The 26,213-nt window shown below is 38.2% G+C and carries 29 protein-coding genes and 1 pseudogene; all 30 read left to right on the forward strand.

The annotated features are described in order from the left end of the window. Positions 1-121: 121 nt before the first annotated feature. The 30 genes and pseudogenes from rplS to AC4G3O_RS09285 all read left to right on the forward strand — a co-directional run bounded on the left by rplS (position 122) and on the right by AC4G3O_RS09285 (position 26,206). Complete coding sequence (rplS, locus tag AC4G3O_RS09140) at positions 122-466, forward strand: 50S ribosomal protein L19 (protein WP_066100509.1); 345 nt, start codon at positions 122-124, stop codon at positions 464-466. 140 nt (positions 467-606) lie between these two features. Then, positions 607-1,164, forward strand: a complete 558-nt coding sequence (gene lepB / locus AC4G3O_RS09145) for a signal peptidase I (protein ID WP_066100505.1) — start codon at positions 607-609, stop codon at positions 1,162-1,164. Positions 1,165-1,183: 19 nt separating this feature from the next. Next, positions 1,184-2,047 carry a ribosome biogenesis GTPase YlqF gene (gene ylqF, locus AC4G3O_RS09150; protein WP_066100502.1) on the forward strand — a complete coding sequence of 288 codons (864 nt, stop codon included), beginning with the start codon at positions 1,184-1,186 and terminating at the stop codon, positions 2,045-2,047. Between the two features lie 81 nt (positions 2,048-2,128). Then, positions 2,129-2,899, forward strand: coding sequence for a ribonuclease HII (gene rnhB, locus AC4G3O_RS09155; protein ID WP_066100499.1), 771 nt, complete (start codon positions 2,129-2,131; stop codon positions 2,897-2,899). A gap of 138 nt (positions 2,900-3,037) precedes the next feature. After that, entirely contained in the window at positions 3,038-3,265 is a 228-nt protein-coding gene (locus tag AC4G3O_RS09160; RefSeq protein ID WP_066100496.1) for a hypothetical protein, read from the forward strand. Next, the gene (locus AC4G3O_RS09165) at positions 3,259-4,395 is read left to right on the forward strand and encodes a hypothetical protein (protein WP_491136083.1); all 1,137 of its coding nucleotides are present in this window, start codon (positions 3,259-3,261) and stop codon (positions 4,393-4,395) included. The genes AC4G3O_RS09160 and AC4G3O_RS09165 overlap by 7 nt, the downstream gene beginning before the upstream one ends. Beyond that, a complete protein-coding gene (locus AC4G3O_RS09170; protein WP_066100482.1) occupies positions 4,392-4,661 on the forward strand; it encodes an EscU/YscU/HrcU family type III secretion system export apparatus switch protein in 270 nt (89 codons plus the stop codon). Before AC4G3O_RS09165 ends, AC4G3O_RS09170 begins: the two co-directional genes overlap by 4 nt. 105 nt (positions 4,662-4,766) lie before the next feature. Further along, positions 4,767-5,057 (forward strand): hypothetical protein, encoded by a 291-nt coding sequence (locus tag AC4G3O_RS09175; RefSeq protein WP_066100479.1) that lies wholly within the window; start codon positions 4,767-4,769, stop codon positions 5,055-5,057. Positions 5,058-5,127: 70 nt separating this feature from the next. After that, positions 5,128-5,394: a hypothetical protein gene (locus AC4G3O_RS09180; protein ID WP_187393409.1), complete on the forward strand. Its 267-nt coding sequence runs from the start codon at positions 5,128-5,130 to the stop codon at positions 5,392-5,394. A 3-nt stretch (positions 5,395-5,397) separates the two neighbouring features. Next, complete coding sequence (gene sucC, locus AC4G3O_RS09185; protein ID WP_066100473.1) at positions 5,398-6,558, forward strand: ADP-forming succinate--CoA ligase subunit beta; 1,161 nt, start codon at positions 5,398-5,400, stop codon at positions 6,556-6,558. 18 nt (positions 6,559-6,576) lie between these two features. After that, complete coding sequence (gene sucD, locus AC4G3O_RS09190; RefSeq protein WP_066100471.1) at positions 6,577-7,479, forward strand: succinate--CoA ligase subunit alpha; 903 nt, start codon at positions 6,577-6,579, stop codon at positions 7,477-7,479. Positions 7,480-7,554: 75 nt separating this feature from the next. Then, positions 7,555-8,424: a DNA-processing protein DprA gene (gene dprA, locus AC4G3O_RS09195; protein ID WP_491136084.1), complete on the forward strand. Its 870-nt coding sequence runs from the start codon at positions 7,555-7,557 to the stop codon at positions 8,422-8,424. 269 nt (positions 8,425-8,693) lie between these two features. Beyond that, positions 8,694-10,769, forward strand: a complete 2,076-nt coding sequence (gene topA, locus AC4G3O_RS09200; RefSeq protein WP_066100462.1) for a type I DNA topoisomerase — start codon at positions 8,694-8,696, stop codon at positions 10,767-10,769. A gap of 165 nt (positions 10,770-10,934) precedes the next feature. Beyond that, positions 10,935-12,239 carry an FADH(2)-oxidizing methylenetetrahydrofolate--tRNA-(uracil(54)-C(5))-methyltransferase TrmFO gene (trmFO, locus tag AC4G3O_RS09205; RefSeq protein WP_139891257.1) on the forward strand — a complete coding sequence of 435 codons (1,305 nt, stop codon included), beginning with the start codon at positions 10,935-10,937 and terminating at the stop codon, positions 12,237-12,239. A 63-nt stretch (positions 12,240-12,302) separates the two neighbouring features. Continuing rightward, on the forward strand, positions 12,303-13,202 hold the full coding sequence (gene xerC / locus AC4G3O_RS09210; protein WP_066100455.1) for a tyrosine recombinase XerC: 900 nt from the start codon (positions 12,303-12,305) through the stop codon (positions 13,200-13,202). A 38-nt stretch (positions 13,203-13,240) separates the two neighbouring features. Beyond that, positions 13,241-13,783, forward strand: a complete 543-nt coding sequence (gene hslV / locus AC4G3O_RS09215) for an ATP-dependent protease subunit HslV (RefSeq protein WP_066100452.1) — start codon at positions 13,241-13,243, stop codon at positions 13,781-13,783. 16 nt (positions 13,784-13,799) lie between these two features. Further along, positions 13,800-15,215 (forward strand): ATP-dependent protease ATPase subunit HslU, encoded by a 1,416-nt coding sequence (gene hslU, locus AC4G3O_RS09220; RefSeq protein ID WP_066100449.1) that lies wholly within the window; start codon positions 13,800-13,802, stop codon positions 15,213-15,215. A gap of 132 nt (positions 15,216-15,347) precedes the next feature. After that, a complete protein-coding gene (gene codY / locus AC4G3O_RS09225; RefSeq protein WP_066100446.1) occupies positions 15,348-16,124 on the forward strand; it encodes a GTP-sensing pleiotropic transcriptional regulator CodY in 777 nt (258 codons plus the stop codon). Between the two features lie 552 nt (positions 16,125-16,676). Beyond that, positions 16,677-17,068 (forward strand): annotated as a pseudogene (flgB, locus tag AC4G3O_RS09230) (flagellar basal body rod protein FlgB). Between the two features lie 2 nt (positions 17,069-17,070). Continuing rightward, a complete protein-coding gene (locus AC4G3O_RS09235) occupies positions 17,071-17,589 on the forward strand; it encodes a flagellar basal body rod protein FlgC (protein ID WP_066100440.1) in 519 nt (172 codons plus the stop codon). 19 nt (positions 17,590-17,608) lie between these two features. Then, positions 17,609-17,917 carry a flagellar hook-basal body complex protein FliE gene (fliE, locus tag AC4G3O_RS09240; protein WP_066100437.1) on the forward strand — a complete coding sequence of 103 codons (309 nt, stop codon included), beginning with the start codon at positions 17,609-17,611 and terminating at the stop codon, positions 17,915-17,917. Positions 17,918-18,024: 107 nt separating this feature from the next. Continuing rightward, entirely contained in the window at positions 18,025-19,617 is a 1,593-nt protein-coding gene (gene fliF, locus AC4G3O_RS09245) for a flagellar basal-body MS-ring/collar protein FliF (RefSeq protein ID WP_148629565.1), read from the forward strand. Positions 19,618-19,630: 13 nt separating this feature from the next. Beyond that, positions 19,631-20,650, forward strand: a complete 1,020-nt coding sequence (gene fliG / locus AC4G3O_RS09250; RefSeq protein ID WP_066100433.1) for a flagellar motor switch protein FliG — start codon at positions 19,631-19,633, stop codon at positions 20,648-20,650. After that, a complete protein-coding gene (gene fliH, locus AC4G3O_RS09255; protein WP_187393410.1) occupies positions 20,643-21,404 on the forward strand; it encodes a flagellar assembly protein FliH in 762 nt (253 codons plus the stop codon). The genes fliG and fliH overlap by 8 nt, the downstream gene beginning before the upstream one ends. After that, on the forward strand, positions 21,404-22,714 hold the full coding sequence (fliI, locus tag AC4G3O_RS09260; protein ID WP_148629567.1) for a flagellar protein export ATPase FliI: 1,311 nt from the start codon (positions 21,404-21,406) through the stop codon (positions 22,712-22,714). The genes fliH and fliI overlap by 1 nt, the downstream gene beginning before the upstream one ends. Positions 22,715-22,718: 4 nt before the next feature. Further along, complete coding sequence (gene fliJ / locus AC4G3O_RS09265; protein WP_139891250.1) at positions 22,719-23,159, forward strand: flagellar export protein FliJ; 441 nt, start codon at positions 22,719-22,721, stop codon at positions 23,157-23,159. 14 nt (positions 23,160-23,173) lie between these two features. Then, positions 23,174-23,791: a MotE family protein gene (locus AC4G3O_RS09270; RefSeq protein ID WP_148629568.1), complete on the forward strand. Its 618-nt coding sequence runs from the start codon at positions 23,174-23,176 to the stop codon at positions 23,789-23,791. A gap of 34 nt (positions 23,792-23,825) precedes the next feature. Then, positions 23,826-25,151 carry a flagellar hook-length control protein FliK gene (locus AC4G3O_RS09275; RefSeq protein WP_148629569.1) on the forward strand — a complete coding sequence of 442 codons (1,326 nt, stop codon included), beginning with the start codon at positions 23,826-23,828 and terminating at the stop codon, positions 25,149-25,151. 11 nt (positions 25,152-25,162) lie between these two features. Next, positions 25,163-25,798 carry a flagellar hook assembly protein FlgD gene (gene flgD, locus AC4G3O_RS09280; RefSeq protein ID WP_491136085.1) on the forward strand — a complete coding sequence of 212 codons (636 nt, stop codon included), beginning with the start codon at positions 25,163-25,165 and terminating at the stop codon, positions 25,796-25,798. 18 nt (positions 25,799-25,816) lie between these two features. Further along, the gene (locus tag AC4G3O_RS09285) at positions 25,817-26,206 is read left to right on the forward strand and encodes a TIGR02530 family flagellar biosynthesis protein (protein WP_139891246.1); all 390 of its coding nucleotides are present in this window, start codon (positions 25,817-25,819) and stop codon (positions 26,204-26,206) included. Positions 26,207-26,213: the final 7 nt, after the last annotated feature.

Genomic DNA, 26,213 nt, shown 5'->3' on the forward strand with positions numbered 1-26,213 from the left:
TTTTATATGATAAGATACATTTTGTGAGTTAGGCTGTAAAGCCTTGCTTTTATAACAATGTTCCGCTGTCATTATCTCGAGAAGGGGTGGCAAGAGCATTGGGTGGAAGGAGTTGAATACGATGCATAAATTAATCGAAGAAATCACGAAGGATCAATTAAGAACTGATCTTCCTACTTTCCGTTCCGGTGATACTGTAAGAGTACACGTTAAGGTTGTTGAGGGAACTCGTGAACGTATTCAGGTATACGAAGGCGTAGTAATCAAGCGTCGTGGAGGCGGAATCAGTGAAACTTTCACAGTCCGCAAAATTTCCTATGGTGTAGGTGTTGAACGTGCATTCCCATTGCACACACCACGTATCGCTAAATTGGAAGTTATCCGTCGCGGTAAAGTACGTCGTGCTAAGCTTTATTACTTGCGTAACCTACGCGGTAAAGCAGCACGTATTAAAGAAATCCGATAATTACGTGTTTAACGTGAGTGGATACAAGGAGCTTGTGCTGACACAAGCTCCTTTTTCACATTAAACATCAAATTATTGCTTTTTTATGTGAAAAGTATATATTTATACATATATAGAGAAGATATAGGCGGTGTACGAATATGGCTAAGTCTAAAGGGAAAAGTGAAATCCTCGAGTGGGTTAAAGCTTTAGTTATTGCAATAGTATTGGCAGCAATCATCCGATATTTCCTATTTGCACCTATATTGGTTGATGGTTTATCGATGATGCCAACCCTTCATAATGAAAATAGAATGGTAGTCAATAAAATGTCCTATAAAATCGGTGAACCTGAGCGATTTGATATAGTGGTATTTCACGCTACAGAAGAAAAAGATTACATTAAAAGAGTAATTGGCTTACCTGGAGATAAAATAGAATATAAAGATGATACTTTATATATTAATGGCAAGGCATATGAAGAGCCTTACCTGGATGAAGCCAAGGAACAAATGATTGAAGGACCTTTGACAGAACCATTTACACTGGAAGAAATTATTGGCCAGGAAACGGTTCCCGAGGGTGAAGTGTTTGTGATGGGGGATAATCGAAGATACTCGAAAGATAGCCGCCATATTGGAACGATCAAGCAAAGTGAGATTTTGGGCAAAACCAGTCTAGTGTACTGGCCGTTAAAAGAATTTAGAATTGTTGACTAATGACTGAAAAGGTGAAAGTATGACGATACAATGGTTTCCCGGGCATATGGCTAAAGCTCGGCGTGAAGTAACAGAAAAATTAAAGCTGGTAGACATAATATTTGAGCTAGTAGATGCTCGGCTTCCCCAATCATCTAGAAATCCTATGATTGATGAAATTATTCAGCATAAACCGCGGCTGGTGATTTTAAATAAGGCAGATATGGCAGATCAAAGTAAAACAAATCAATGGTTAGCCTATTTCGAAGCTAAGGGAATTAAAGCCGTAGCCGTAAATGCACATCAAGGGACAGGCTTGAAAAGTATTATGGCGGGAGCTCAAGAAGTTCTTAAAGAAAAAATAGAAAAGATGAAATCTAGAGGAATAAAACCACGTGCAATCCGTGCCATGATTGTCGGAATTCCCAATGTTGGGAAGTCTACATTAATAAATAGGCTTGCTGGAAAAAATATTGCCAAAACCGGTAATATGCCAGGTGTGACAAAAGCGCAGCAATGGATTAAAGTTGGTAAGGAGCTTGAACTATTGGACACTCCTGGTATCCTATGGCCGAAGTTTGAGGATCAGGAAGTCGGCTGTAAACTAGCTGTAACAGGAGCTATTAAGGATACCATTTTAAATCTTCATGATATTGCAATCTATGGATTGAAATTTTTGGAGAGGGAATATCCAGCGCGTTTGCTCGATGGGTATAAGCTTGAGGAAATTCCAGAAGAAATTGTGGAAGCCTTTGACCAAGTAGGGAAATTGCGAGGATGTTTAGCTGGCGGTGGCATAGTGGATTATGATAAAACTGCTGAATTGATTATAAGAGATATCCGTACACAAAAATTTGGAAGATTAACGTTTGAATCTCCATTTGAATTGGAATCTGATATATAATAAAAAACTAGAAGGCCCCCTTGTTTGGGGGTCTTTACATTTGTGTGCCAAAACCGATATTAATTAGGAAGGATAGCAGAAATGACGAATTCACTTACCATTTCAGAAATAAAAAATAAGCTTAAAGAGCTAGAAACCATCGAGGATCCGTTTGTTCAGGAATGCCGCAAGGATCAGCGTAAAGGCGTCCAGGTTGCCCTCTCAGGCTTTGAAAGAGCAATTGCCAGGAAAGTAGAGGAAAGACGCCATTTCGACTCCATATCGGTTTTTGAGAACCAACTAAGGGATGAAGGATATCAATATATAGTGGGCATAGACGAAGCTGGCAGAGGGCCGCTTGCTGGTCCTGTAGTAGCAGGGGCTGTGATTTTGCCTGAAAACTTTTATTTAGCCGGCCTTACTGACTCAAAGAAACTCTCTGCTGCAAAAAGAGAGCAATACTACGAGTACATACTGGAAAATGCGCTTGCGGTTGGGGTTGGCATTATACACAGTGAGGAAATCGACAAAATAAATATTTATGAAGCTGCCAAAAAGGCGATGCTTTCAGCAGTGAATCAGTTAAAAGTATTCCCGGAATATGCATTGATAGATGCTATGAAGTTAGATTTGCCTATACCACAGATGTCGCTGATTAAAGGGGATGCCAAGTCTATCTCTATTGCAGCTGCTTCAGTCATTGCCAAAGAAACGAGAGACAGACTTATGAAGGAATATGCAGAAATCTATCCACAATATGGATTTGATAAGCATATGGGGTATGGAACGAGCAGTCATTTAGAAGCTATCGAAAAGTATGGTCCGGTTGATTGGCACAGGATGACATTTGCTCCTTTAAAGAATAATTACTGATAAGAGAGGTGTGATTTTTTGCAGCCTGTCATAAATATAGATTCATAGATCAATAAACTGGCTTATAGCAAGGTATCAACAGGCTTCAGAGATGGCCAAATATTTGCTGGAAAAATCACGAAATTTTATCCTCATAATATGGCGGAAGTTCTCGTAAATGGAACAAAAATGATTGCGAAATTGGATGTATCAGTGGAAGCGCATGTGCGCCAATTATTTCAGGTCAGGCAAACAGAAAATGGTTTGATGCAATTAAAGGTATTGCCTTTTGGCAGTGGAATATCAAAGCCCGATTTGCCCGCTCAACTATTAAGTGCATTCCAGATAAAGGCATCAAGGGCGGGGGAAATCTGGCTGAAATGGTGATTGCCAACCAGCTGGCTGTGACGAAAGATAGCTTTACCAGGGCTTTAAACTGGCTGAATTCAACAGGCGATCCATCAATAGGAATGCCAACCATTAAATTAGCGTACATGAACCAGCTTCCGATACATAAAACTGTGTTGGATGCTCTTTTATCACTGAAAACTGGAGAATCATTAACTAGTATGCTTAATTCCCTGACAAAATATCTTAAGACTTCCGACAATCTAGGTAAATATGCTCATATAATAAATAGATTAGAGGAATTTCTTCAGACAGGTAAGAGGGAAGCCTTTCAAGGGATAGCTATGTCTCTTATGGACGAGAATATGGAAATTTTTCAAAAGGCTGGGTTGATCCTTAAGGAAGGAGAGGTAATTTTATCGAATTCTAGTCATAATAGATTACAGGAATGGATAGAAAGGGTATTTAGTGGAAATAGCACACGTCCCCCTGAACTAACAGCAGAAGAATGGCAAAAGGTTCAGGAAAAAATTTTGAAAAGTGATCTGTTTAGTCATCTTGATAAGAATAACACCTTATATAAAGCGATGAACTCCATCATGCAATCACTAGGAATTAAGGATCAATCAAAACAGCCTGAGACAAGTATAGTAAAGGATACATTGATACAATTGACGGCCGAAAAAACACCCATCCAACTAAAAAACCAGGCTGAAGCCATTCTGACAAGGTTAGCCGCGTTTCAATTATTATCCCAGGAAACCGGACCACTGCAGAATGTATTTATGCAGATTCCAGTTCCCTTAACTTCGGTTAAAGGTGATTTGACATTGCAATGGACTGGTCGAAAACGAGAAGATGGGACAATTGATCCAGCATATTGCCGAATTGTATTTTATTTAGAGCTAGCCCACTTAAAAGAAACCGTTATTGATATGAATATCCAAAACCGGATCATTAGTTTAAAGATATGGACTGGGGAGAAAAAGGAGGCAAATATTGCTGCCAGTTCCCTGGTGACCATACTGAAGGAAAATTTAGAGGAGAAGGGGTATATTCTATCAACTGTAAAAATTGCTGATTTTTCGCAGGAGAAGTCTGTAAGTTCTGAAATAAGTAAATCATATTATCCCTCTTTTGGGTATACCGGGGTTGATTATAAAATATGAAAAAAAGCAGAAAATCTGCCTCTGTTTTAAAATATGAGGAAAATCAGGATGTCTCCCCAAAATTAATAGCTAAGGGAAAAGGTATTGTAGCTGATCATATCTTAAAGGAAGCTGTAAAACATGAGATTCCTGTCCGAAAGGATCCTAGTCTTACAGAATTACTATCACAGCTTGAGATTAATCAATTGATTCCTGAGGAACTTTATCAGGCAGTTGCAGAGGTTTTTGCCTTTATATATAAGGTTGACCATAAAACTAGTAAATAATTTATAGAAAGGGTTTCCTAAGAGATAGAGAATTTCGCCATAGAATACCTGTGTATTGTGGACAGGTCTTTTAGTTTGAAAAATATGGGTAAATAAGGAGTGGGCGTGATCGATTTTTTTCTGTTTCTAATGATTATTTTCATTCTGGCAGCGAATTTAATTGCGTTCTTTGTTTTTAATAAAAAGCGCAATTTGTATCTAGCTGCATTAGTCACTTTATTATTGGCCGGTGTGTTTGGTTTAGTCGCTGGAATGTTAGCCGTCTGGCTGATAGAAGATGGATTTGCGTTCTTTTACGGATTTAACATAGCAGCTATTTTGCTGTGGAATAGTATCGCCGTCTTTTTGATTGCCATCATCGTTTCGCTTGTTAAATTGTATCGAAAACAAACCTAATGGATATAGCTCCAGAAGTTGGGATGAAGCGAAAAGCTAAAAAGAAAAGTTATGAGATTTTGAGGGAGTAGTGGATAGAATTATCTTCTATTACTATAGTAACTTATCCGAAGAAGTTTTCTACGGAATGCCAAAATATATATCTTTTTTGAAGGCTGAAAATGATGATTTCAGCCTTTCTTTTAGTATGCTTTCTTTATCATTTTATGTAATAAGTGTAAAAAAATTACCGATATTTGGTGAAATTGCTTTAAATTATTGGACTTTGAATACTAGTTTTAATACAATGAAAACGCAATATATTTTTTATAGTCTGAAAGTTTTGATGGGAGGATAAGAAATGAATATCCATGAGTATCAAGGTAAAGAGATCCTCAGACAATACGGGGTAAATGTTCCAAATGGAAAAGTCGCTTTTTCTGTTGAGGAAGCAGTTAACGCAGCAAGTGAACTTGGAACTGCGGTTACTGTTGTGAAAGCTCAAATCCATGCGGGTGGAAGAGGGAAAGCTGGCGGTGTCAAGGTTGCCAAATCGCTGGATGAGGTTCGTACATATGCTGGTGAAATACTCGGCAAAGTATTGGTAACGCATCAAACGGGTCTGGATGGTAAAGAAGTAAAACGCTTACTTATTGAAGAAGGCTGTGACATCAAGAAAGAATATTATGTTGGGCTTGTTCTTGATAGAGCAACTTCAAGAGTTGTGTTAATGGCTTCTGAAGAGGGCGGAACAGAAATAGAAGAAGTTGCTGAAAAGACACCGGAAAAAATCTTCAAGGAAGTTATTGATCCTGTAATCGGATTAACACCATTCCAAGCTAGAAGAATAGCTTTTAATATTAATATACCAAATGAATTAATCAACAAAGCAGCTAAATTTATGATTAGTCTTTACACGGCATTTATTGAAAAAGACTGTTCTATTGCTGAAATCAATCCTTTGGTCGTTACAGGCGACGGAGAAGTGATGGCTTTGGATGCTAAGTTGAATTTTGACGAAAATGCGCTTTATCGCCACAAGGATATTGTCGCTTATCGAGATCTTGAGGAAGAAGACCCAAAAGAAATCGAAGCTTCCAAATACGACCTAAGCTATATATCTCTTGATGGCAATATCGGCTGCATGGTTAATGGCGCAGGACTTGCGATGTCAACAATGGATATTATTAATCACTATGGTGGCACTCCAGCCAACTTCCTCGATGTTGGGGGCAGTGCAACGGCTGAAAAAGTTACGGAAGCATTTAAGATTATCCTTTCAGACAGCCATGTTAAGGGGATTTTTGTAAATATATTTGGCGGCATAATGAAATGTGATGTTATTGCTGAGGGCGTTGTTGAAGCAGCTAAACAGGTTAGCTTACAGGTACCGCTGGTCGTACGCCTAGAAGGTACGAATGTAGACCTTGGTAAAAAGATATTAGAGGAATCCGGTATTAATGTCACAGCTGCAGAATCAATGGCTGATGGTGCACAAAAAATCGTTTCGTTAATAGGCTAAGACTGGAGGATATATGAAATGAGCGTATTTGTTAATAAAGATTCAAAAGTGATTGTACAAGGTATTACAGGATCTACAGCCCGTTTTCATACGAAGCAAATGTTAGAATACGGCACGAATATTGTGGGCGGTGTAACACCTGGTAAAGGCGGCGCTGAGGCTGAAGGTGTTCCTGTCTTCAATACCGTAATTGAAGCAAAAGAAGCAACAGGTGCCAATGTATCAGTTATCTATGTACCAGCTCCTTTTGCTGCAGATTCCATTCTTGAAGCAGTTGATGCAGAGCTTGATCTCGTCATCTGTATTACAGAGCATATCCCTGTATTGGACATGGTAAAAGTAAAACGTTATATGGAAGGGAAGAAAACACGTCTAATCGGGCCGAACTGTCCGGGCGTTATTACTCCTGAAGAATGTAAGGTAGGGATCATGCCTGGTTATATCCACAGAAAAGGGCATATTGGCGTTGTTTCTCGCTCGGGTACATTAACCTATGAAGCGGTGCATCAATTAACTCAGGCGGGCTTTGGACAGTCATCAGCAGTTGGTATTGGTGGCGACCCTGTCAATGGAACTGATTTCATCGACGTTTTAAAAGCTTTTAATGAAGATCCTGAAACGTATGCGGTGATTATGATCGGTGAAATAGGTGGTACAGCGGAAGAAGAAGCAGCCCAATGGGTGAAAGAAAATATGACAAAACCGGTTACCGGATTTATCGGAGGCCGTACTGCTCCTCCAGGGAAACGAATGGGCCATGCAGGCGCCATTATTTCCGGTGGAAAAGGAACAGCCGATGAGAAAATTCGTGTGTTGAATGAATGCGGTATAAAAGTGGCGGAAACTCCGGCTGTAATGGGTGAAACGATGCTAAGCGTATTAAAAGAAAAAGGGCTATACGATAAATGTAAAACGCATTAATAATAAGACAAGCCTCCCCTTATCCTTTTTAAGGGGAGCGTCTTTATATATTAAATATTAAGAGGTGAAGCTGTTATGGATGAATGGAAGAATAGGCTTGTGCACCTGGATCATTGTCGGGGTATGAGTTGGAAAGCTAAATTTCGCATATTGAAAGATGATCCGAACCTTCAGAAGATGTATGATCAGCCCTACCGTTATTGGGTGGAAACATTGGAGTTACCCTCGTCAAAAATCTCCTTATTCATGAAAGACCTCCACAATGAAGATCTTCAAAAAATGCCTTCTATATATGAGAAAAACCACATCCGTTGTATAACATTCCTCGATGACCTATATCCCGGACAACTTTCTGTTATTTATCAACAACCATGGATTTTATATTGCAAAGGAAATCTTGAACTCTTGCATAATTCAAGGATATTAGCCATAATAGGTAGCCGTGCCCCTACTGAATACGGAAAAAAGATGGTTAACTATCTAATTCCCGATTTAGTTAAGGCGGATGTATGTATTGCAAGTGGATTAGCGAGAGGGATCGATTCACATGCACAAATTAAAGCTCTCCAAAGCGGTGGAAAGGTTATAGCTGTTATTGGTGGTGGGCTTTTTAATATTTACCCAAAGGAAAATACAGCACTTGCTGAATTAATTATGAAATATGGTGTAGTATTGTCTGAATATCCACCCATCATGAAACCGGAACCCTGGCATTTTCCTATGAGAAACAGAATTATTAGTGGTTTATCACGGGCGATACTAGTGGTAGAGGGAAAACAAAGAAGTGGGACATTTATCACAATCCAGCATGGATTAGAACAGGGTAAAGATATCTATGCGGTACCGGGAAGTGTGTTTTCTGAACTGTCTGCAGGTCCGCATGAACTGATTAAAGAGGGTGCCAAATTAATCAATCATGCGAATGACATTCTCTATGAGTGGTGACATTAAACAGAGCTTCGGGACATGATGGATGAAGATTACCATTTTGTTAGTTAGCCTATTTTAAAACTATTTAAGTTGCAAAATTATAATTTCTGTTATACATTGTGCTTCAGACAAGGTTTTTTGGTCAGGGTAATTATTCAGATTATATTGATTGTTGATAATAGTAAAAAAATCATTAGAACATACCATTGACAGAAGTAAATCTAAACCTTCATAATCATACATGCATGAATATAGAGAATGATACCCTCTTAAGGAGGAAAGAAATGGCGGATTATTTAGTTATAGTGGAATCGCCTGCTAAAGCGAAAACCATTGAAAAATATTTAGGAAAAAAATATAAAGTGAAAGCATCCATGGGCCATGTACGTGATTTACCGAAGAGCCAGATGGGTGTAGATTTTGAACACAATTATCAATTGAAATATATCACCATTCGCGGTAAAGGTGATGTACTAAAAGATTTAAAGACAGCCGCAAAAAAAGCTAAGAAAGTCTATCTCGCGGCTGACCCCGACAGAGAAGGGGAAGCAATCGCGTGGCATTTAGCTCATAGTCTCGGTGTGGATGTAAGCTCTGATTGCCGTGTCGTATTTAATGAAATAACAAAAGACGCAATTAAAGAGTCATTTAAACATCCAAGGCCTATTAAAATGAATCTGGTAGATGCACAGCAAGCGAGAAGAGTATTAGACCGTATTGTGGGATACAGCATAAGCCCAATTCTATGGAAAAAAATAAAAAAAGGCCTAAGTGCCGGACGTGTTCAATCCGTTGCTGTACGTCTAATTATCGATCGTGAAAAAGAAATAGCGGCATTTGAACCGGAAGAGTATTGGTCCATTAATGGATCGTTTCTGAAAGGCAAGAAGGATTTTGAAGCTAACTTTCAATCTTTGAATGGCAAGAAAGTTCCGTTGCAATCCAAAGACGATGTAAATAATATACTTTCAAAATTAAATGGAAACGAATTCTTAGTACAATCGGTAACGAAGAAGGAGCGAAAACGTAATCCAGCTCCTCCGTTTACAACATCATCCCTGCAACAGGAAGCAGCTCGTAAACTTAATTTCAGAGCAAAGAAAACCATGATGATTGCTCAGCAACTGTATGAAGGTATTGAGATTGGCAAAGAAGGAACTGTGGGTCTGATTACGTATATGAGAACGGACTCTACCAGGATTTCAGAAACTGCTCAAAAAGAAGCAAGCGGATGGATTACATCTCAGTTTGGGGAAGAGTACTTACCAAAGACCCAAAGGAAGGATAAGCAAACATCTGGAGCACAGGATGCCCATGAGGCAGTAAGGCCGACCGGGGTGATCAGGGAACCTTCTATGATGAAGCAATATCTCTCCAGGGACCAATACCGCTTATATAAATTAATATGGGAACGATTTGTTGCCAGCCAGATGGCGCCTGCCATTATGGACACGATGGCCGTAGATTTAAAAAACGGTGATGTCGTATTCAGAGCAAATGGGTCAAAAGTAAAATTTGCCGGTTTTATGAAAGTATATATTGAAGGCAATGATGATAATAATGAAGAAAAGGAAAATTTACTGCCAGATCTGAAAGAAGGGGATGTTGTATTTTCGAAGGACATCGAGTCAAATCAACATTTTACTCAGCCGCCTCCTCGTTATACAGAAGCAAGGCTGGTTAAAACCCTTGAGGAATTAGGCATTGGCAGACCATCAACCTATGCGCCAACACTTGACACTATCCAAAAGAGAGGCTATGTAGCTCTAGATAATAAGCGCTTTGTTCCGACAGAGCTTGGCGAGATTATTATTGAAGTTATGAGTGAATTCTTCCCTGACATCCTGGACGTAGAATTCACAGCTAAAATGGAAAACGAACTGGATAATGTAGAAGATGGTGAAGTTGAATGGGTTAATATTATCGATCATTTCTACAAAGAGTTCGAAAAGGATTTAGCCAAGGCTGAAGAAGAGATGAAAGAAATCGAAATAAAGGATGAACCAACAGGCGAATCATGTGAGGAATGTGGATCGGCGATGGTGTATAAAATGGGACGTTACGGAAAATTTGCTGCATGCAGTAATTTCCCGGATTGCCGGAATACCAAGCCGATTGTCAAAGAAATCGGTGTGAAATGTCCTAAATGTCATGAAGGCAATATCGTTGAACGAAAAAGCAAAAAACGCCGCATCTTTTATGGCTGTGATCGTTACCCGGCCTGTGAATTCATTTCTTGGGATAAGCCAATACAGCGACCTTGTCCAAAATGTCAAGGACCGTTAGTTGAGAAAAAACTTAAAAAAGGCATTCAAGTTACATGTCTTGATTGCAATTATAAGGAAGAACCACAAAGTTAAAGGAAGGAAGAGCTGAGGCTCTTCCTTCTTAAATCTCAATAAAATACGTGAAATATCCTGAAACTTTTTAATAACAGATACGTATGACTTATAAAACATATTGTTTTTAAATGTGTTACATGATATAACGATTTACGTAATAAATATAGCTGGAGGGTATACATAATGCAAAGAGTAATAGTAGTAGGTGCCGGATTAGCTGGCAGCGAAGCGGCCTGGCAATTGGCCGAGAGAGGCATACAGGTTGATTTATATGAGATGAGACCTGTGAAACAAACTCCGGCACATCATACAGATAAGTTCGCTGAATTGGTTTGCAGCAATTCTTTGCGAGCAAATACTTTAACCAATGCGGTTGGAGTATTGAAAGAGGAAATGCGTCAATTAAACTCACTTATTATTGATTCTGCAGATCACTGTTCTGTACCGGCTGGAGGAGCACTGGCTGTTGACCGCCATGAGTTTGCAGGCAGAGTAACAGAAACATTAAGAAATCATCCAAATGTAACGATTCATAATGAGGAATTAACGGAAATACCAAAAGATGAGATAACGATTATTGCGACGGGGCCTCTTACCAGTGAATTATTATCACGTGAAATCAGCCAATTAACAGGAGAGGACTATTTTTATTTTTATGATGCGGCTGCACCGATTATTGAAAAAGACAGTATTGATTTAGACAAAGTTTATTTGAAATCACGCTATGATAAAGGGGAAGCAGCTTATTTAAATTGCCCAATGACTGAAGAGGAATTTAATACTTTTTATGACGCGCTAATTGAAGCAGAAACTGTTCCGTTAAAAGAGTTTGAAAAGGAAATTTTCTTTGAAGGATGCATGCCTATTGAAGTGATGGCAAAGCGAGGAAAGAAAACCATGCTGTTTGGCCCGATGAAGCCGGTTGGCCTTGAAGATCCTAAAACGGGAAAACGACCGTATGCAGTTGTGCAGCTTCGTCAGGATGATGCAGCTGGAACATTGTATAATATTGTTGGCTTCCAAACTCATTTAAAATGGGGCCCGCAAAAAGAAGTGATTAGATTAATTCCAGGTCTGGAAAATGCTGAAATTGTAAGATATGGTGTTATGCACAGAAATACCTTTATCAATTCGCCTAAAGTGCTGGAAGCTACATATCAGCTAAAAGAAAAGCCTAATTTATTCTTCGCAGGTCAAATGACAGGTGTAGAGGGATATGTAGAATCGGCAGCGTCAGGCTTAATTGCAGGTATTAATGCAGCTCGGATGGCTTCAGGACAGGAACCATTAACCTTCCCTCAGGAAACAGCAATGGGAAGCATGGCTCACTATATCACCTCAACCAATTCCAAAAACTTCCAACCTATGAATGCTAATTTTGGCTTATTCCCGGATTTAGGAAGGAAAATTAAATCCAAACAAGAACGAGCTGAAGCTCACGCTGAACGTGCTTTACAAACAATTCGGAACTTTTTGAATAGTTTGTAAAATAATTGCAAGGGTTACTATTATATGTTAGTATTTAGTAGCCCTTGATAAGGAGTGACTTTTTTGAATAATGGAACTTCTTTAGAATTTTATATAAAGTATTTACAAATCGAAAAAAACTATTCAAAATATACTATTGCATATTACAAACAGGATATAGAGGAATTTTTCTTGTTCATGAGTGAACAAGTTATTTCCAGTTTGAAAACAGTCACATATCCCGATGCTCGATTATATGTTACGAATCTCACTGAACGTAATTTGTCTAAAAGAAGTATCAGCAGGAAAATATCTTGCTTACGATCGTTTTATAAGTTTCTCATGAGGGAAAATATGGTGGATGAAAATCCATTTGCAATGCTTTCATTGCCAAAAAAGGAACAGAGGCTGCCTAGGTTTATGTATGAAGAAGAGATGGAAGCGATATTTTCAGCTATCGATCATACTTCGACCATAGGAAAGCGGGACTTGGCTATATTAGAACTTTTGTATGCCACAGGTATGAGGGTAAGTGAATGTTGCAGTGTGGAACTGGGGGATTTGGATTTTTCTCTTATGACTGTTCTTGCTCATGGGAAGGGGAAGAAGGATCGTTATATTCCTTTTGGTGAACATGCTAAAAAAGCATTGCAGGAATATATTGAAGGACCCAGAAATGAATTGATACAAAAATCTTCACAACAGCACACGTTTCTGTTTGTTAACCAAAGAGGTAACCCTTTAACTCCAAGGGGTGTTCGGTATATTTTAACGAATATTATAGATAAAGCTTCCGTTAATAAACATCTATATCCACATATGCTGCGGCATAGTTTTGCGACACACCTATTAAATAGCGGTGCGGATATACGCTCTGTACAGGAACTTCTCGGTCATTCCTCCATACAGGCGACGCAGGTTTATACGCATGTCAGTAAGGAAAGACTAAGAGAAGTTTATAGAAACAGCCATCCGAGAGCTTAAAGATATTTGCCTTAATTTTAGTAAGGGAGAGTTGTATTATGGAACAATTTCATGCTACTACCATTTTTGCAGTGCAACATAATGGGGAATGTGCTATGGCTGGTGATGGTCAGGTAACAATGGGAAATGCCGTTGTAATGAAACACACTGCAAAAAAAGTGAGAAAATTATTTAATGGAAAAGTGTTAGCCGGTTTTGCAGGCTCAGTTGCGGATGCTTTTTCATTATTTGAAATGTTCGAGAATAAGTTACATGAATATAATGGAAACTTACAGCGTGCAGCGGTTGAACTTGCTAAATCCTGGAGAAGCGATAAAGTTTTACGTAAGCTTGAAGCTATGTTAATCGTAATGGATACCAATCATATGCTGCTGATTTCAGGTACCGGAGAAGTGATTGAGCCTGATGATGGTATATTGGCGATTGGTTCCGGTGGGAATTATGCGCTGGCCGCTGGACGTGCCCTGAAACGTTTTTCCGGTGAAAATATGACAGCCCGAGAAATTGCTCATGCTTCGTTAACAATTGCATCTGAAATTTGTGTATATACGAATTCTAATATTATTTTGGAAGAGCTATGAACAAAGGAGGGTCATAATGAAACAGGACATCAAAAATCTAACACCGAGACAAATAGTTGAGAAATTGGATCAATACATAATTGGGCAAGCGGATGCTAAAAGAGCAGTCGCTATAGCATTAAGAAATAGGTATCGACGCGGTCTCTTAAAAGAAAACATGCGTGATGAGGTTGTACCGAAAAATATCCTTATGATTGGACCGACTGGTGTTGGGAAAACTGAGATAGCTCGTCGAATTGCTAAAATTGTTAAAGCCCCTTTTATTAAAGTGGAAGCAACAAAATTCACAGAAGTTGGCTATGTCGGACGTGATGTAGAAAGCATGGTGCGTGATTTAGCTGAAACTTCTGTTAGACTTGTAAAAGAAGAAAGAATGCTGGAAGTGAAGGATAAAGCATTAGAAAATGCTAACAATCGAATTGTAGAATTGTTAGTACCTTCAGGCAAAAAGTCGTCTTCCTTTAAAAATCCTTTCGAGATGATATTCGGCGGTTCAGGTGATACTTCCAATCCATCTGATCAAGATAATCAGGAAGATGAAAGAAATATATATGAAAAACGCAGATTAATCAAAGAGCGTTTATTAAAAGGTGAGTTAGAAGAAGAAGTAATTACTGTAGAGGTAGAAGAACAGCCTCCATCAATGTTCGATATGCTTCAGGGATCCGGTATGGAACAAATGGGTATGAATATGCAGGATGCATTCAGTAATCTAATGCCTAAAAAGCAGAAAAAACGAAAACTAGCTATTAAAGATGCACGTAAGGTATTGGCAAATGAAGAAGCGCAAAAATTGATTGATATGGATGAGGTAACACAGGTAGCTATTGAACGAGCTGAACAGACTGGTATCATCTTTATTGATGAAATCGATAAAATAGCGAGTAAGAGCGGCGGTGCCTCTTCAGCAGACGTATCGAGAGAGGGAGTCCAAAGAGATATTCTTCCTGTTGTTGAAGGTTCGACAGTCGTAACGAAATACGGTACTGTTAAAACGGATCACGTGTTATTTATTGCTGCAGGTGCTTTCCATATTGCAAAGCCTTCTGACCTTATTCCTGAACTGCAAGGTCGTTTTCCAATCAGAGTAGAACTTAAAAAATTATCTGTGGATGATTTTTATAAAGTGTTAATAGAACCTGACAATGCTTTGATTAAACAATATATAGCATTATTAGAAACAGAAGGTATAGAAATTGAATTTTCAGACGAAGCTATTCGTAGGATAGCCGAGGTTGCCTTTGAAGTGAACCAAAACACGGATAACATTGGAGCAAGAAGATTACATACTATTATGGAAAAGCTTTTAGAGGACCTATCATTTGAAGCTCCTGAAATTTCTATGGGGCATATTATGATTACCCCTAAGTATGTGGATGAAAAACTGGGCGCAATATCTAAAAATAAAGACTTAAGTGAGTTTATATTATAAGTAGTTTGATGTTTCAGATTATTGCTCAAGGGTACAACTAATTAGTTACATTTTACTCTTTTCCATTATCCTGTTCACTCAATAAACTTGATAAATATCCATAAAAGAAGACATTATAGGAGGAAGTAAACAATGGATTTACTGAATAAAACAAGAAAAATAAACTCGATGCTGCAACAAACAGGCGGAAAGCAAGTTAACTTTAAAGAAATGGCTGAAAGCTTAAGCGAAGTAATTCAGGCGAATATCTTCGTAGTTAGCCGCAGAGGAAAATTACTTGGTTTTCAAATAAACCAACAAATTGAAAATGAGCGTATGAAAAAAATGCTCGAAGATCGTCAATTTCCTGAAGAATATACAAATAATCTTTTCAATATTAAAGAAACATCTTCCAATCTTGATGTTGAAAGCGAATATACAGCTTTCCCTGTAGAAAACAAAGAGTTATTTAAATCAGGCTGGACTACAATTATTCCTATCGTAGGCGGCGGTGAGCGCCTTGGTACATTAATTCTATCCCGTGTAGAACAAAAATTCGCTGACGATGATTTGATTCTAGGTGAATACGGTGCTACTGTTGTTGGAATGGAAATTTTGCGTGAAAAGGCAGAAGAAATTGAAGAGGAAGCTAGAAGCAAGGCTGTTGTTCAAATGGCTATCAGTTCATTATCTTACAGTGAATTAGAAGCTATTGAGCATATCTTTGAAGAATTAAAAGGTAATGAAGGTTTATTAGTTGCTTCCAAAATAGCTGACCGAGTAGGAATTACGCGTTCTGTTATTGTTAACGCATTAAGAAAGTTAGAAAGTGCCGGTGTTATCGAATCTCGCTCTTTAGGTATGAAAGGTACTTATATCAAAGTATTGAATGCTAAATTCTTAAACGAGCTTGAAGGATTAAAACGCTAATACAGCAAATAGAAAGACCGAAGTCAAAAAGTGACTTCGGTTTTTTTGTTACTGGATAAAAGAAGTCGGTTGGACTTGTAATTAACATCAATACAATATCATTTAACGTAAGATGTTGATAGTAATTGTTATTGCACTCTTATTACTTAATAATGGGAAATCAATGAAGGGTTTTCAAACTTACTTTATTTACTTCTATTAGTAATGAAAAAAAACGAACTCCTAAAAATGGGTTCGTTTTTTTGTTAGTTGAAATTTGAACAAAATGTGAAAATAGCCAGGTAAATTCAAAAACTCTTGGTCAAAATAGGACTATTGTACTTATCATTTTATGTTAATTTTCTTTAATATAAATTATGACAAATAATTTATAAATGTGACTATTTTGTCTTATTTATACTTAAAATAAAGAAATATGTAATATTACTCTGTAAAATAATAGTGAATATAGTAGTATATTGGATATGTGTTCAATATATAGAAGGATTTGTCGTAGAAAATGAATTAACTAATAGAGTAGGGAAAACTCTCTAAGTATGAAAGGGTGATAAAATGAAGCTTTTTTCCAACACAGTCAGCTTGCTTGAACTTGGGTTGAATTACTCGTCATTAAAATCAAAAGCTATCTCCCAAAATATTGCAAATGTCGACACGCCTAACTATAAAGCAAAAAATGTGAGTTTAAATCTGAATTAGATCAAGCAGCACAAATAAATAATCAATCCTTTAAAACCGATAGCAGGCACTTTGAATTTAAGAAAACAGGAAGCAGTGCCATTCAAGTAACCAGTAACAGTCGGAATTACAATAGTACAGGAAACAGTGTGGATATGGATAGTGAAATGAGCGATTTGGCTACTAACCAAATCTATTACAATGCATTGATTGAACGGCTGAATGGCAATTTTCAAACATTAAAAAGTGTTATACAGGGAGGTAAGTAGGTATGGGTTTGTTCACTGGCATGAACATTACATCCAGTGCGTTAACAGCACAGCGACTGCGTATGGATGTGATTTCATCCAATATGGCCAACGCTGAAACAACAAGAGGCAAGTATGTTGATGGTGAATGGCAACCTTATCAAAGGAAATCAATTGAATTGCAAACAAAGGATAATGGGTTTTCTAATTTTTTGAATACAGCTATGAATAAAACAAATAATTCTTCTGTTGGTAATGGTGTTAGAGTTGCTGCGATTAAGGAAGATGTCAATATGGTTTACGACCCTGGCAATCAGGCAGCCAATGAAGCTGGTTATATCGAGGAGCCCGATTATAAACTGGTCTATGATCCAGCCCATGCAGATGCTGATCCAGACACGGGGTACGTTAAAATGCCCAATGTTGATCCATTGCGTGAGACAGTTGATTTAATCAGTGCAACAAGGTCATATGAAGCGAATATTACAGTATTCAATGCATCCAAAGGGATGATGATGAAAGCACTTGAAATAGGAAAATAAAATTAGGGGGCTATAAGGGATGGAACCAATTCAATTAAACAACTCTGTTTCTTCAATTTTTACTCAAAAACTACCTAACTCACCCAATACTACACCATACGAATCTCAAAAATCTTTTGCGTCCGTCCTAAAGAAATCTATTGAAGAAATTAATACGACTCAGCAAGAATCAGCTACGATGACACAAAAATTAGCACTTGGTGAAAATGTTGATTTGCATAATGTAATGATTACATCCCAAAAAGCGAGTATAACGCTGCAGGCGGCTATGGAAGTCCGCAATAAAGCAGTCGAAGCTTATCAGGAAATAATGAGAATGAGCATGTAGAAAAATAATATATGCATTGTCCCAACGAAATTAATATTCCCTACATATGACAGGGAAGTCTCTGTGGACGTTAATATTGATGCAAAAGCTAAGTTCGGGGGATCACGATGAAGGAAACGTTCATAAAAATTGGAAATCAAATAAAAGATTTTTGGAAGAGCCGTTCAAGTAAACAGAAAACACTCTATATCAGTATGATGGCTGCAGTAATACTAATTGCTGCTGCGGTTGTTTTTCTTACTTCAAGAACAACGCTCGTTCCTCTATATAGTGATCTTTCACCAACAGAAACTGGATCTATAAAAGAGAATCTGGATGGCAGAGGAATCACGTCGGAAATCGCTGATAATGGCAGTACGATACTAGTTCCAAGTGAAATGGCAGATACGTTGCTAGTTGAGTTTGCTGCAGAGGGTATTCCGAAGTCAGGAAGCGTAGATTATTCATATTTCAGTGAAAATGCAAGCTTTGGTATGACTGATAATGAATTTAATGTCATTAAACAGGATGCTATGCAGAATGAAATAGCAGGCCTTATTAAAGGGATAGAAGGAGTTCAAGGTGCTGAGGTTATTCTCACCCTCCCTGATAAGGGGGTATTCGTTAGTGATACAAAAGAGGAGGCCTCGGCTTCCATAGTATTAAATACAAAGCCTGGACAGGAATTTGAAGAGAAGCAAATACAAGCCTTATATCATTTAGTATCAAAAAGCGTCCCAAATCTTCCTACAGATAATATCGTCATTATGAATCAATACTTTGAGTACTTTGATTTAAATAATAGTGGCAGCAATAGTACGGATAGTTTTGCATCCCAAAATGAAATAAAGAAAGAGATTGAGAAGGATATACAACGCAGAGTTCAAAGTATGCTTGGAACGATCATGGGTAACGATAAAGTTGTTGTTTCTGTAACAGCTGATGTGGATTTTACCCAAGAAAATAGAGAAGAAAATCTTGTGGAACCCGTGGATGAAGAGAATATGGAAGGCCTAACGATCAGTGCCCAAAAACTATCAGAGACCTATACAGGCGAAACAGGAGCAGAAGGCGGTACACCTGTTACTGAAGATCCTTCAGACTCACTGGGATCGCAGTATCTTGAAGGATCAAATGGAAATGGTGATTATGAGAAGACTGAGGAAACAGTAAACACAGAGGTTAACCGAATACGTAAAGAGATTAGTGAATCTCCATACAAAGTAAGAGATTTGGGGATTCAGGTTATGGTTGAACCACCTGATGCTAATGACACCAACTCTCTCCCAGAAGAAAGAATAACTGATATAAGAGATATTTTGGGGACGATTGTGCGAACAAGTATCGATAAATCAGAAAATGAAAATCCTCTAACAGATGATCAATTAGAGGAAAAAATTGCGATTTCCATCCAGCCATTTAATGGGAAAGTTACATTTGAGGAACAGCAGGAAAACAGTATTCCGTGGTGGATTTATGTCATAGGCGGTGTATTATGTTTAGCGATTATTCTGCTTTTGATTTTTATTATCAAATCCAGAAAAAATAAAGAAATTGAGATAGAACAATATGAAGAACCGATCCCTCCTGTTTTGGTAGCCAATATTGAAGACGAAGCAGAATCAGAAGCCACTGTTAAAAGAAAGCAACTAGAAAAATTGGCGAAAGAAAAGCCTGATGAATTTGCGAAACTCTTAAGATCATGGATTACGGAAGACTAGGGGGTAAGAAGACATGTCTATCAGAGATAAAAAAAGTGGTCTAACGGGAAAACAAAAGGCTGCAGTCCTGCTCATTTCAATGGGGCCGGATGTATCTGCAAATGTTTATAAGCATTTATCGGAAGAGGAAATTGAAAAGCTGACCTTAGAAATTTCAGGCGTACGAAAGGTAGGCCCAAAAGAGAAGGAAGATATCGTAGATGAATTCCATACGATTGCGCTGGCACAGGATTACATTTCTCAGGGTGGAATTGGTTATGCCAAAACTGTATTAGAAAAAGCATTGGGCAGTGACCAGGCACAGGCCATTATCAATCGCTTAACATCATCTCTGCAGGTGAAGCCCTTTGATTTTGTCAGAAAAGCAGATCCGGGCCAAATTCTGAATTTTATACAGAATGAGCATCCTCAAACGATTGCCTTAATACTATCTTATTTGGAAGCGGGACAGGCAGGACAGATTTTATCAGAGCTTCCTCAGGATATGCAGGCAGATGTAGCGAAACGGATTGCCTTAATGGACAGCACCTCGCCTGAAATCATCAATGAGGTAGAACAAATTCTAGAACGAAAGCTATCTGCCACTGTTACGCAAGATTATACGCAAACCGGTGGAATTGAAGCCGTTGTAGAAGTGTTAAATGGTGTTGATCGTTCAACAGAAAGAACCATTTTGGATGCTTTAGAAATACAGGATCCTGAATTGGCTGAAGAAATTAAGAAACGAATGTTTGTATTCGAAGACATTGTCACCTTGGATAATAGAGCCATCCAAAGGGTGATAAAAGATGTAGAAAACGAAGATTTAATGCTGTCTCTTAAAGTCGCCAGTGAAGAGGTTAAGGAAATTGTTTATAAAAACATGTCCAAACGGATGGTCGATACATTTACAGAAGAGATGGAATTTATGGGACCGGTTCGTTTACGGGATGTAGAAGAAGCGCAGTCAAGAATTGTTGCGATTATTCGACGCCTTGAGGATGCCGGTGAAATCGTCCTAGCCCGTGGTGGGGGAGATGACATTATTGTCTAGAATTATAAAGTCCCATTATACAGAAACACATGCGCAAGAGAAGAAAATAATCCGGATTAAAAAAATAATGAATGAACAGAATGAGTCCCTTTTTCAAGAAGAGTCAGTAGCTTCTGATCTAAATCGGCTCTTGATGGAAGCCAATCAAAAAGCTGAGGCAATTGTTTTAGAAGCTCAGAAACAGGCTGATCAAGTTTATCTAAAGATACAGGAAGAAGTAAAGCAATGGGATAAGGAAAAACAAATTCTCATTGAAGAGGCCAGACAGGAAGGGTATCTCATTGGTAAGAAACAGGGTGCTTCGGACTCAAAAAGAGAATATCAGCACATGCTGAACCTTGCACAAGAGACAATGAACCAAGCTAAAAAAGAATACCAATCTGTTGTGGAAAAGTCTGAGTTTACCATCCTCAACCTCGGAATAAAGGTAGCTGAAAAAATTATGAATCAGCACTTAGACGAAAATGAGGAAGATTATTTATTTATTGTGAAAAAAGCAATTAAGGAAGCGCGAGAATATAAAAATATTGAACTACATATTCCTCCGCTTCATTACTCTTTTGTCTTAACACATAAAAAAGAATTAATGTCCTTATTTCCAAGAGAAACAGAGTTTTATATCTATCCGAATGATGAGTTAGAAGGAAATGGATGTGTAATTGAATCATCCAATGGACGTTTGGTAGCAAGTGTGGATGAACAGCTGGAACAAATCAGAATTAAGCTTCAGGAATCCCTTGAGGAGGACCTCTAATGAAAGTCTCTCAATTAATAGATCAAATTGATACTCTCGATACGTTTAAGAGATATGGGCGAATTAAAAGAGTGGTAGGTCTTATGATTGAGTCTCAGGGGCCGGCCAGCTCAATTGGAGATGTATGCTTGATCCATACCGGCAAAAAGAACAAGGTAAAGGCTGAAGTAGTAGGATTCCGGGATGAGATTGTCATTTTAATGCCCTATAGTGCTGTAAGTGAGATAGCACCCGGCTCTATTGTCGAGGCGACTCGTAAACCGCTCGAGATCAAAGTAGGAACAGGTTTAATAGGCAAGGCACTTGATGCTATCGGAAACCCACTTGATGGAGGGTCACTTCCATACGGTTTATCCTCTACAGCAACGGAGCAGGATCCTCCAAATCCAATGTCACGTCCGCCCATTAATGAGGGAATTGAAACAGGTGTCCGCATGATTGATAGTTTACTAACGGTTGGAAAAGGTCAGAGGGTTGGAATTTTCGCGGGAAGCGGAGTAGGAAAGAGCACATTATTAGGAATGATTGCCAGGAATACGACAGCTGATTTAAATGTGATAGCTCTTGTTGGTGAACGTGGGAGAGAAGTCCGAGAATTTATCGAAAGAGATTTAGGTCCTCTTGGATTAAAAAGATCTATAGTAGTTGTGGCCACATCAGATCAGCTGCCCTTAATGAGAATAAAGGCTGCTTATACGGCAACAGCCATAGCTGAGTTTTTTCGCGATCGGGGGATGAATGTCATGCTGATGATGGACTCGGTTACAAGGATTGCTATGGCACAGAGAGAATTGGGTCTGGCTGTTGGGGAACCGCCGACAACTAAAGGGTATACTCCATCTGTCTTCAGTATTCTGCCAAGATTGCTAGAGAGAACTGGAACGAACAGTAAGGGAACGATTACAGCCTTTTATACGGTATTGGTAGATGGTGATGATATGAATGAACCTATTGCTGATACAGTACGTGGGATATTAGATGGACATTTTGTTTTAGACAGAGACCTTGCTAATAAGGGACAGTTTCCAGGAATCAATATTTTAAAAAGTATCAGCAGAATAATGGCTCATATTATAGAACCGGCTCATGCTAAAGCAGCTGAAAAGGTACGACAATCCTTAGGTGCTTATCTGGAAGCAGAAGATTTAATTAATATTGGTGCCTATAAAAAAGGCTCCAACCCAATCATTGATGAAGCTATTACTAAATATCCTGCAATCATTGAGTATTTAAAACAGGATGTAAATGAAAAAGTGACGAAACAGCAAAGTATCGAACAACTGCACTTATTAGTAGAGATGGGTGGATGATTCAATGCACTATCAGTATAAATTCGAAAAAATATTAACGATAAAAGAAAAAGAAAAGAATGATTCAGAGTCAAAATATACAGAAGCTGTAAAAGAGTTTGAATCAGAAGCCGAAAATCTCTATCAAGTGCTGAAAAAGAAAGAAGAGTTATTGGATTCACAATCTGAACAATTAAAACAGGGATTGTCCGTACAGCAGGTCAGATATAATCAGCATTTTTTGGATAATCATGAAAAGATGATTGCCCATTATCAAAAGCGTGTGATGGATACACGATCTAAAATGCACTTTTATCACCAGCTTCTGATAGAAAGCAATGTAGAGGTTAAAAAATACGAGAAAATCAAAGAGAAAGATTTTCAAAGATATTTTAATACAATGAAATACGAAGAAAATCGGCAAATGGATGAAATATCTATTCAACAATATATGAGCCGTTCATGATGGAGGCGTAGTAGTTGGATCGTATGGAAGAAAAGGAAAACAAAGGATTTAGTAAACTGAATTTGTTCCTTACTATATTGATTGTTCTGATATTCATAGTTGGAATTCTGGTAATCACCGTAACTTTCTCAGGTAAAAGTATAGGGGAACAAGCTGGAAAACTTGCTGAAAATATTCCCTTTTTAGGTGAGAGTGAGGAAAAGGCAGAAAAACAGACAAATCAAACAAATCAAGCGGACTATGTGAAAGAAATTGCTAGTCTTAAGTCAGAGCTTAAGGATAAAGAGAAAGAAATGGAAAGTCTTGAAAAATTGCTGGATAACAAGGAGATTGAACTCAAGCGCAGTCAGTTATCCGTAGAGCAACTGGAACAGACGATTTCAGAACTAGATCAAAAAAAAGAACAAAACTCAAGATCCTCAAAAGATATCATTGATACCTATGAGAAAATGGCGCCCAAACAGGCGGCCTTAATAGTAGCAGAAATGAATGAGAAAGAAGCGGTGAAAATCCTATCCTCTATTACTACAGAAGCCTTGGCTGACATTATGGAAAAGATGGAAGCTAAAAAAGCTGCCGTATTAATGGAAAAAATCTCGGCCGAGAAAAGTAATGGTGCCGAGGATTCTTAAGGGGAAAGCAGAAAGATTGAAAGGAGGTGAATAAATGAATCAGATGGGTGTATTGCCTAACAACCAATATGTAAAAACAACTGCTTTACCTAATGACCAAGTGCAAATAAATAAAAAATCTCAGGATAAATCTTTTCATAAAATGCTCCAAGATGAAAAGAGCTTGGACAAAGCAGAGAAAACAGAGGATCCAGTATATGAAATACTGCATGATGGAGTTGAAGTAGATGATACTTTGAGTTTCCTGGAAAAAGAGGGACTTGAAGAGTTGGAAGGAGCATTTGAGCTGTTAAATATGCTGCTAGCCAATAACCAGGAAGCTCTTCCAGAATCAGAGTTTATTCAACAGCTTCTGGGTGAAAATCCTTCTGAAGCAATTAAAGAGGCATTAAGGAATTTATTAGATTCAAAGGATACATTTAAGGAGATCGATTTTACTCAATTGCCTCCTGTTGAAGATGATATTGAAACACTTAATGGCATATTAACTAATGGGTTAGCAAAACCATTTGAAGGTTTAACAAATGATCAAAGAAATGCATTTCTTACTCTGTTGAATTTCGGAAAATTGGTTGTGATGAGCCATAAGCATACGTTCAATCAAAAAGGAGCAGAAAATGTTGGTCAATTAGATGCTCTTTTAATGAACTGGAAATACAAATTGACAGCCTTGGATGAAACAAAAAAACCAATTCTGTCTGATGTAAAAAACAATCCTGCTTCATTAAGAGATATAGGCATGAACACATACAATCTGCAATCTAAAACCTATTCATTAAACTTTAAAAATGGTGGTTCCATTGTCGGATTCAATCCTATGTCTGCTAAAAGTGCAGATATTCCGTTAAACCAAACAGTGATGATTGGAGACCTTCAGTTACAAACACAGCAGCAGAGTCCTGTCTTGACCCTTGAAAAAGGTGGACAAGCAGTAGGTGCAGATGAATTCATTAAATCATTTGAATCTCTCTTATCTAAAGCGAATTTTACTAACCAAAATGGTGTTCAAAGATTATTTGTTCGATTGACACCGGAGAACCTGGGTACCTTGCAAATTGAATTAATACAAAAAGACGGCCAGCTGGTAGCCAAAATTATTGCCAATACACAAAAAGGAAAAGAGCTATTAGAATCTCAGATTCAAGGACTAAGAGTTTCATTGGCTGCACAGGGAATTGATTTCGACGAAATAGACCTAGAACAATCACAGGATACGCACTTCCAGGAACAATCTCCTTCTGAAGAGAGAAGAAATCAGCATGAACATCAGGAAGATCAAAATGTTAGGGATCATGATGAAGAATTATTTTCAGGATTTTCAAGTGTTCTGGAAGAATCAATCATTAATCAGGAAATATAGGAGGAGTCATTTTGACAACGATTGATACAAGTCTTTTATATAGTTCCTTACAGAATCAAACGAGGGAAGTAAAAAATAACCTGGATAAGGATGATTTTCTGAAATTATTGCTGACACAGCTACAAAATCAGGATCCAACCAGTCCAATGGACGATACGGATTTTATAGCGCAAATGGCAACCTTCTCAAGTCTTGAGCAAATGACGAATATGAATACAACGTTAGAGAGCTTTGTGAACTCACAAAATCAAAATCTATTAATCACCTATTCGCAGTTTGTGGGGCAGGAAGTGACCTATCATAAACTGGCCAACCCAGATAACGAAGGTGGGGACACGGAGGTTGTGGAAGGAAAGGGTGTTGTGAAATCCATCCAATTTGTTGATGAGAGTGTGAAATTTATTCTAGAAGATGGGACTGTATTAGAGCCTGCAAATATTTCTTCCATAAATCAGCTATCAGAGGGCAATAATCTTGCCGAAGCGAGTCGTCTAATAGGGAAACAAGTGACTTGGCTGGATGATAAAGGGGAAGAACACACGGCAGAAGTATCTTCGGTCATTCAAAGAGACGGAAAAGTTAAACTAGAGGTGAATGATGAAGCGAAAACCTCTCTGCTTCTCAATCAGTTGATTAAAGTAGGATAAAGATAAGAGGCGAAGTCAATGGATCAAAAAATTATATTCAGGCCACAAGTGCCAATTGCCAATCCACTTAAAGGTGCGCAAAAAAACCAAATGAAAAGTGGAAATGATTCTTTTGAAAGCTTTCTTAGGCCTGAACTGGACGCTGCAAATAAAGGTATTACAATCAGCAAGCATGCCCAACAGCGCATCCAACAACGAAATTTACAGATAGATGAACATCAATGGGGGCAGCTGGAAGTAAAATTGGCTGAAGCAAGGCGCAAGGGTTTAAATGATTCATTGGTGTTGATGGATCATGCAGCCCTCATTGTAAATGCAAAAAATAATACGGTCATTACTGCAATGGATAGAGACGAAGCGGGAGCCCAAATTTTCACAAATATTAATGGGGCAATCATTTTAAAATAAAAACTGG

It is taken from the genome of Bacillus sp. z14 (2026) (genome assembly GCF_058313575.1).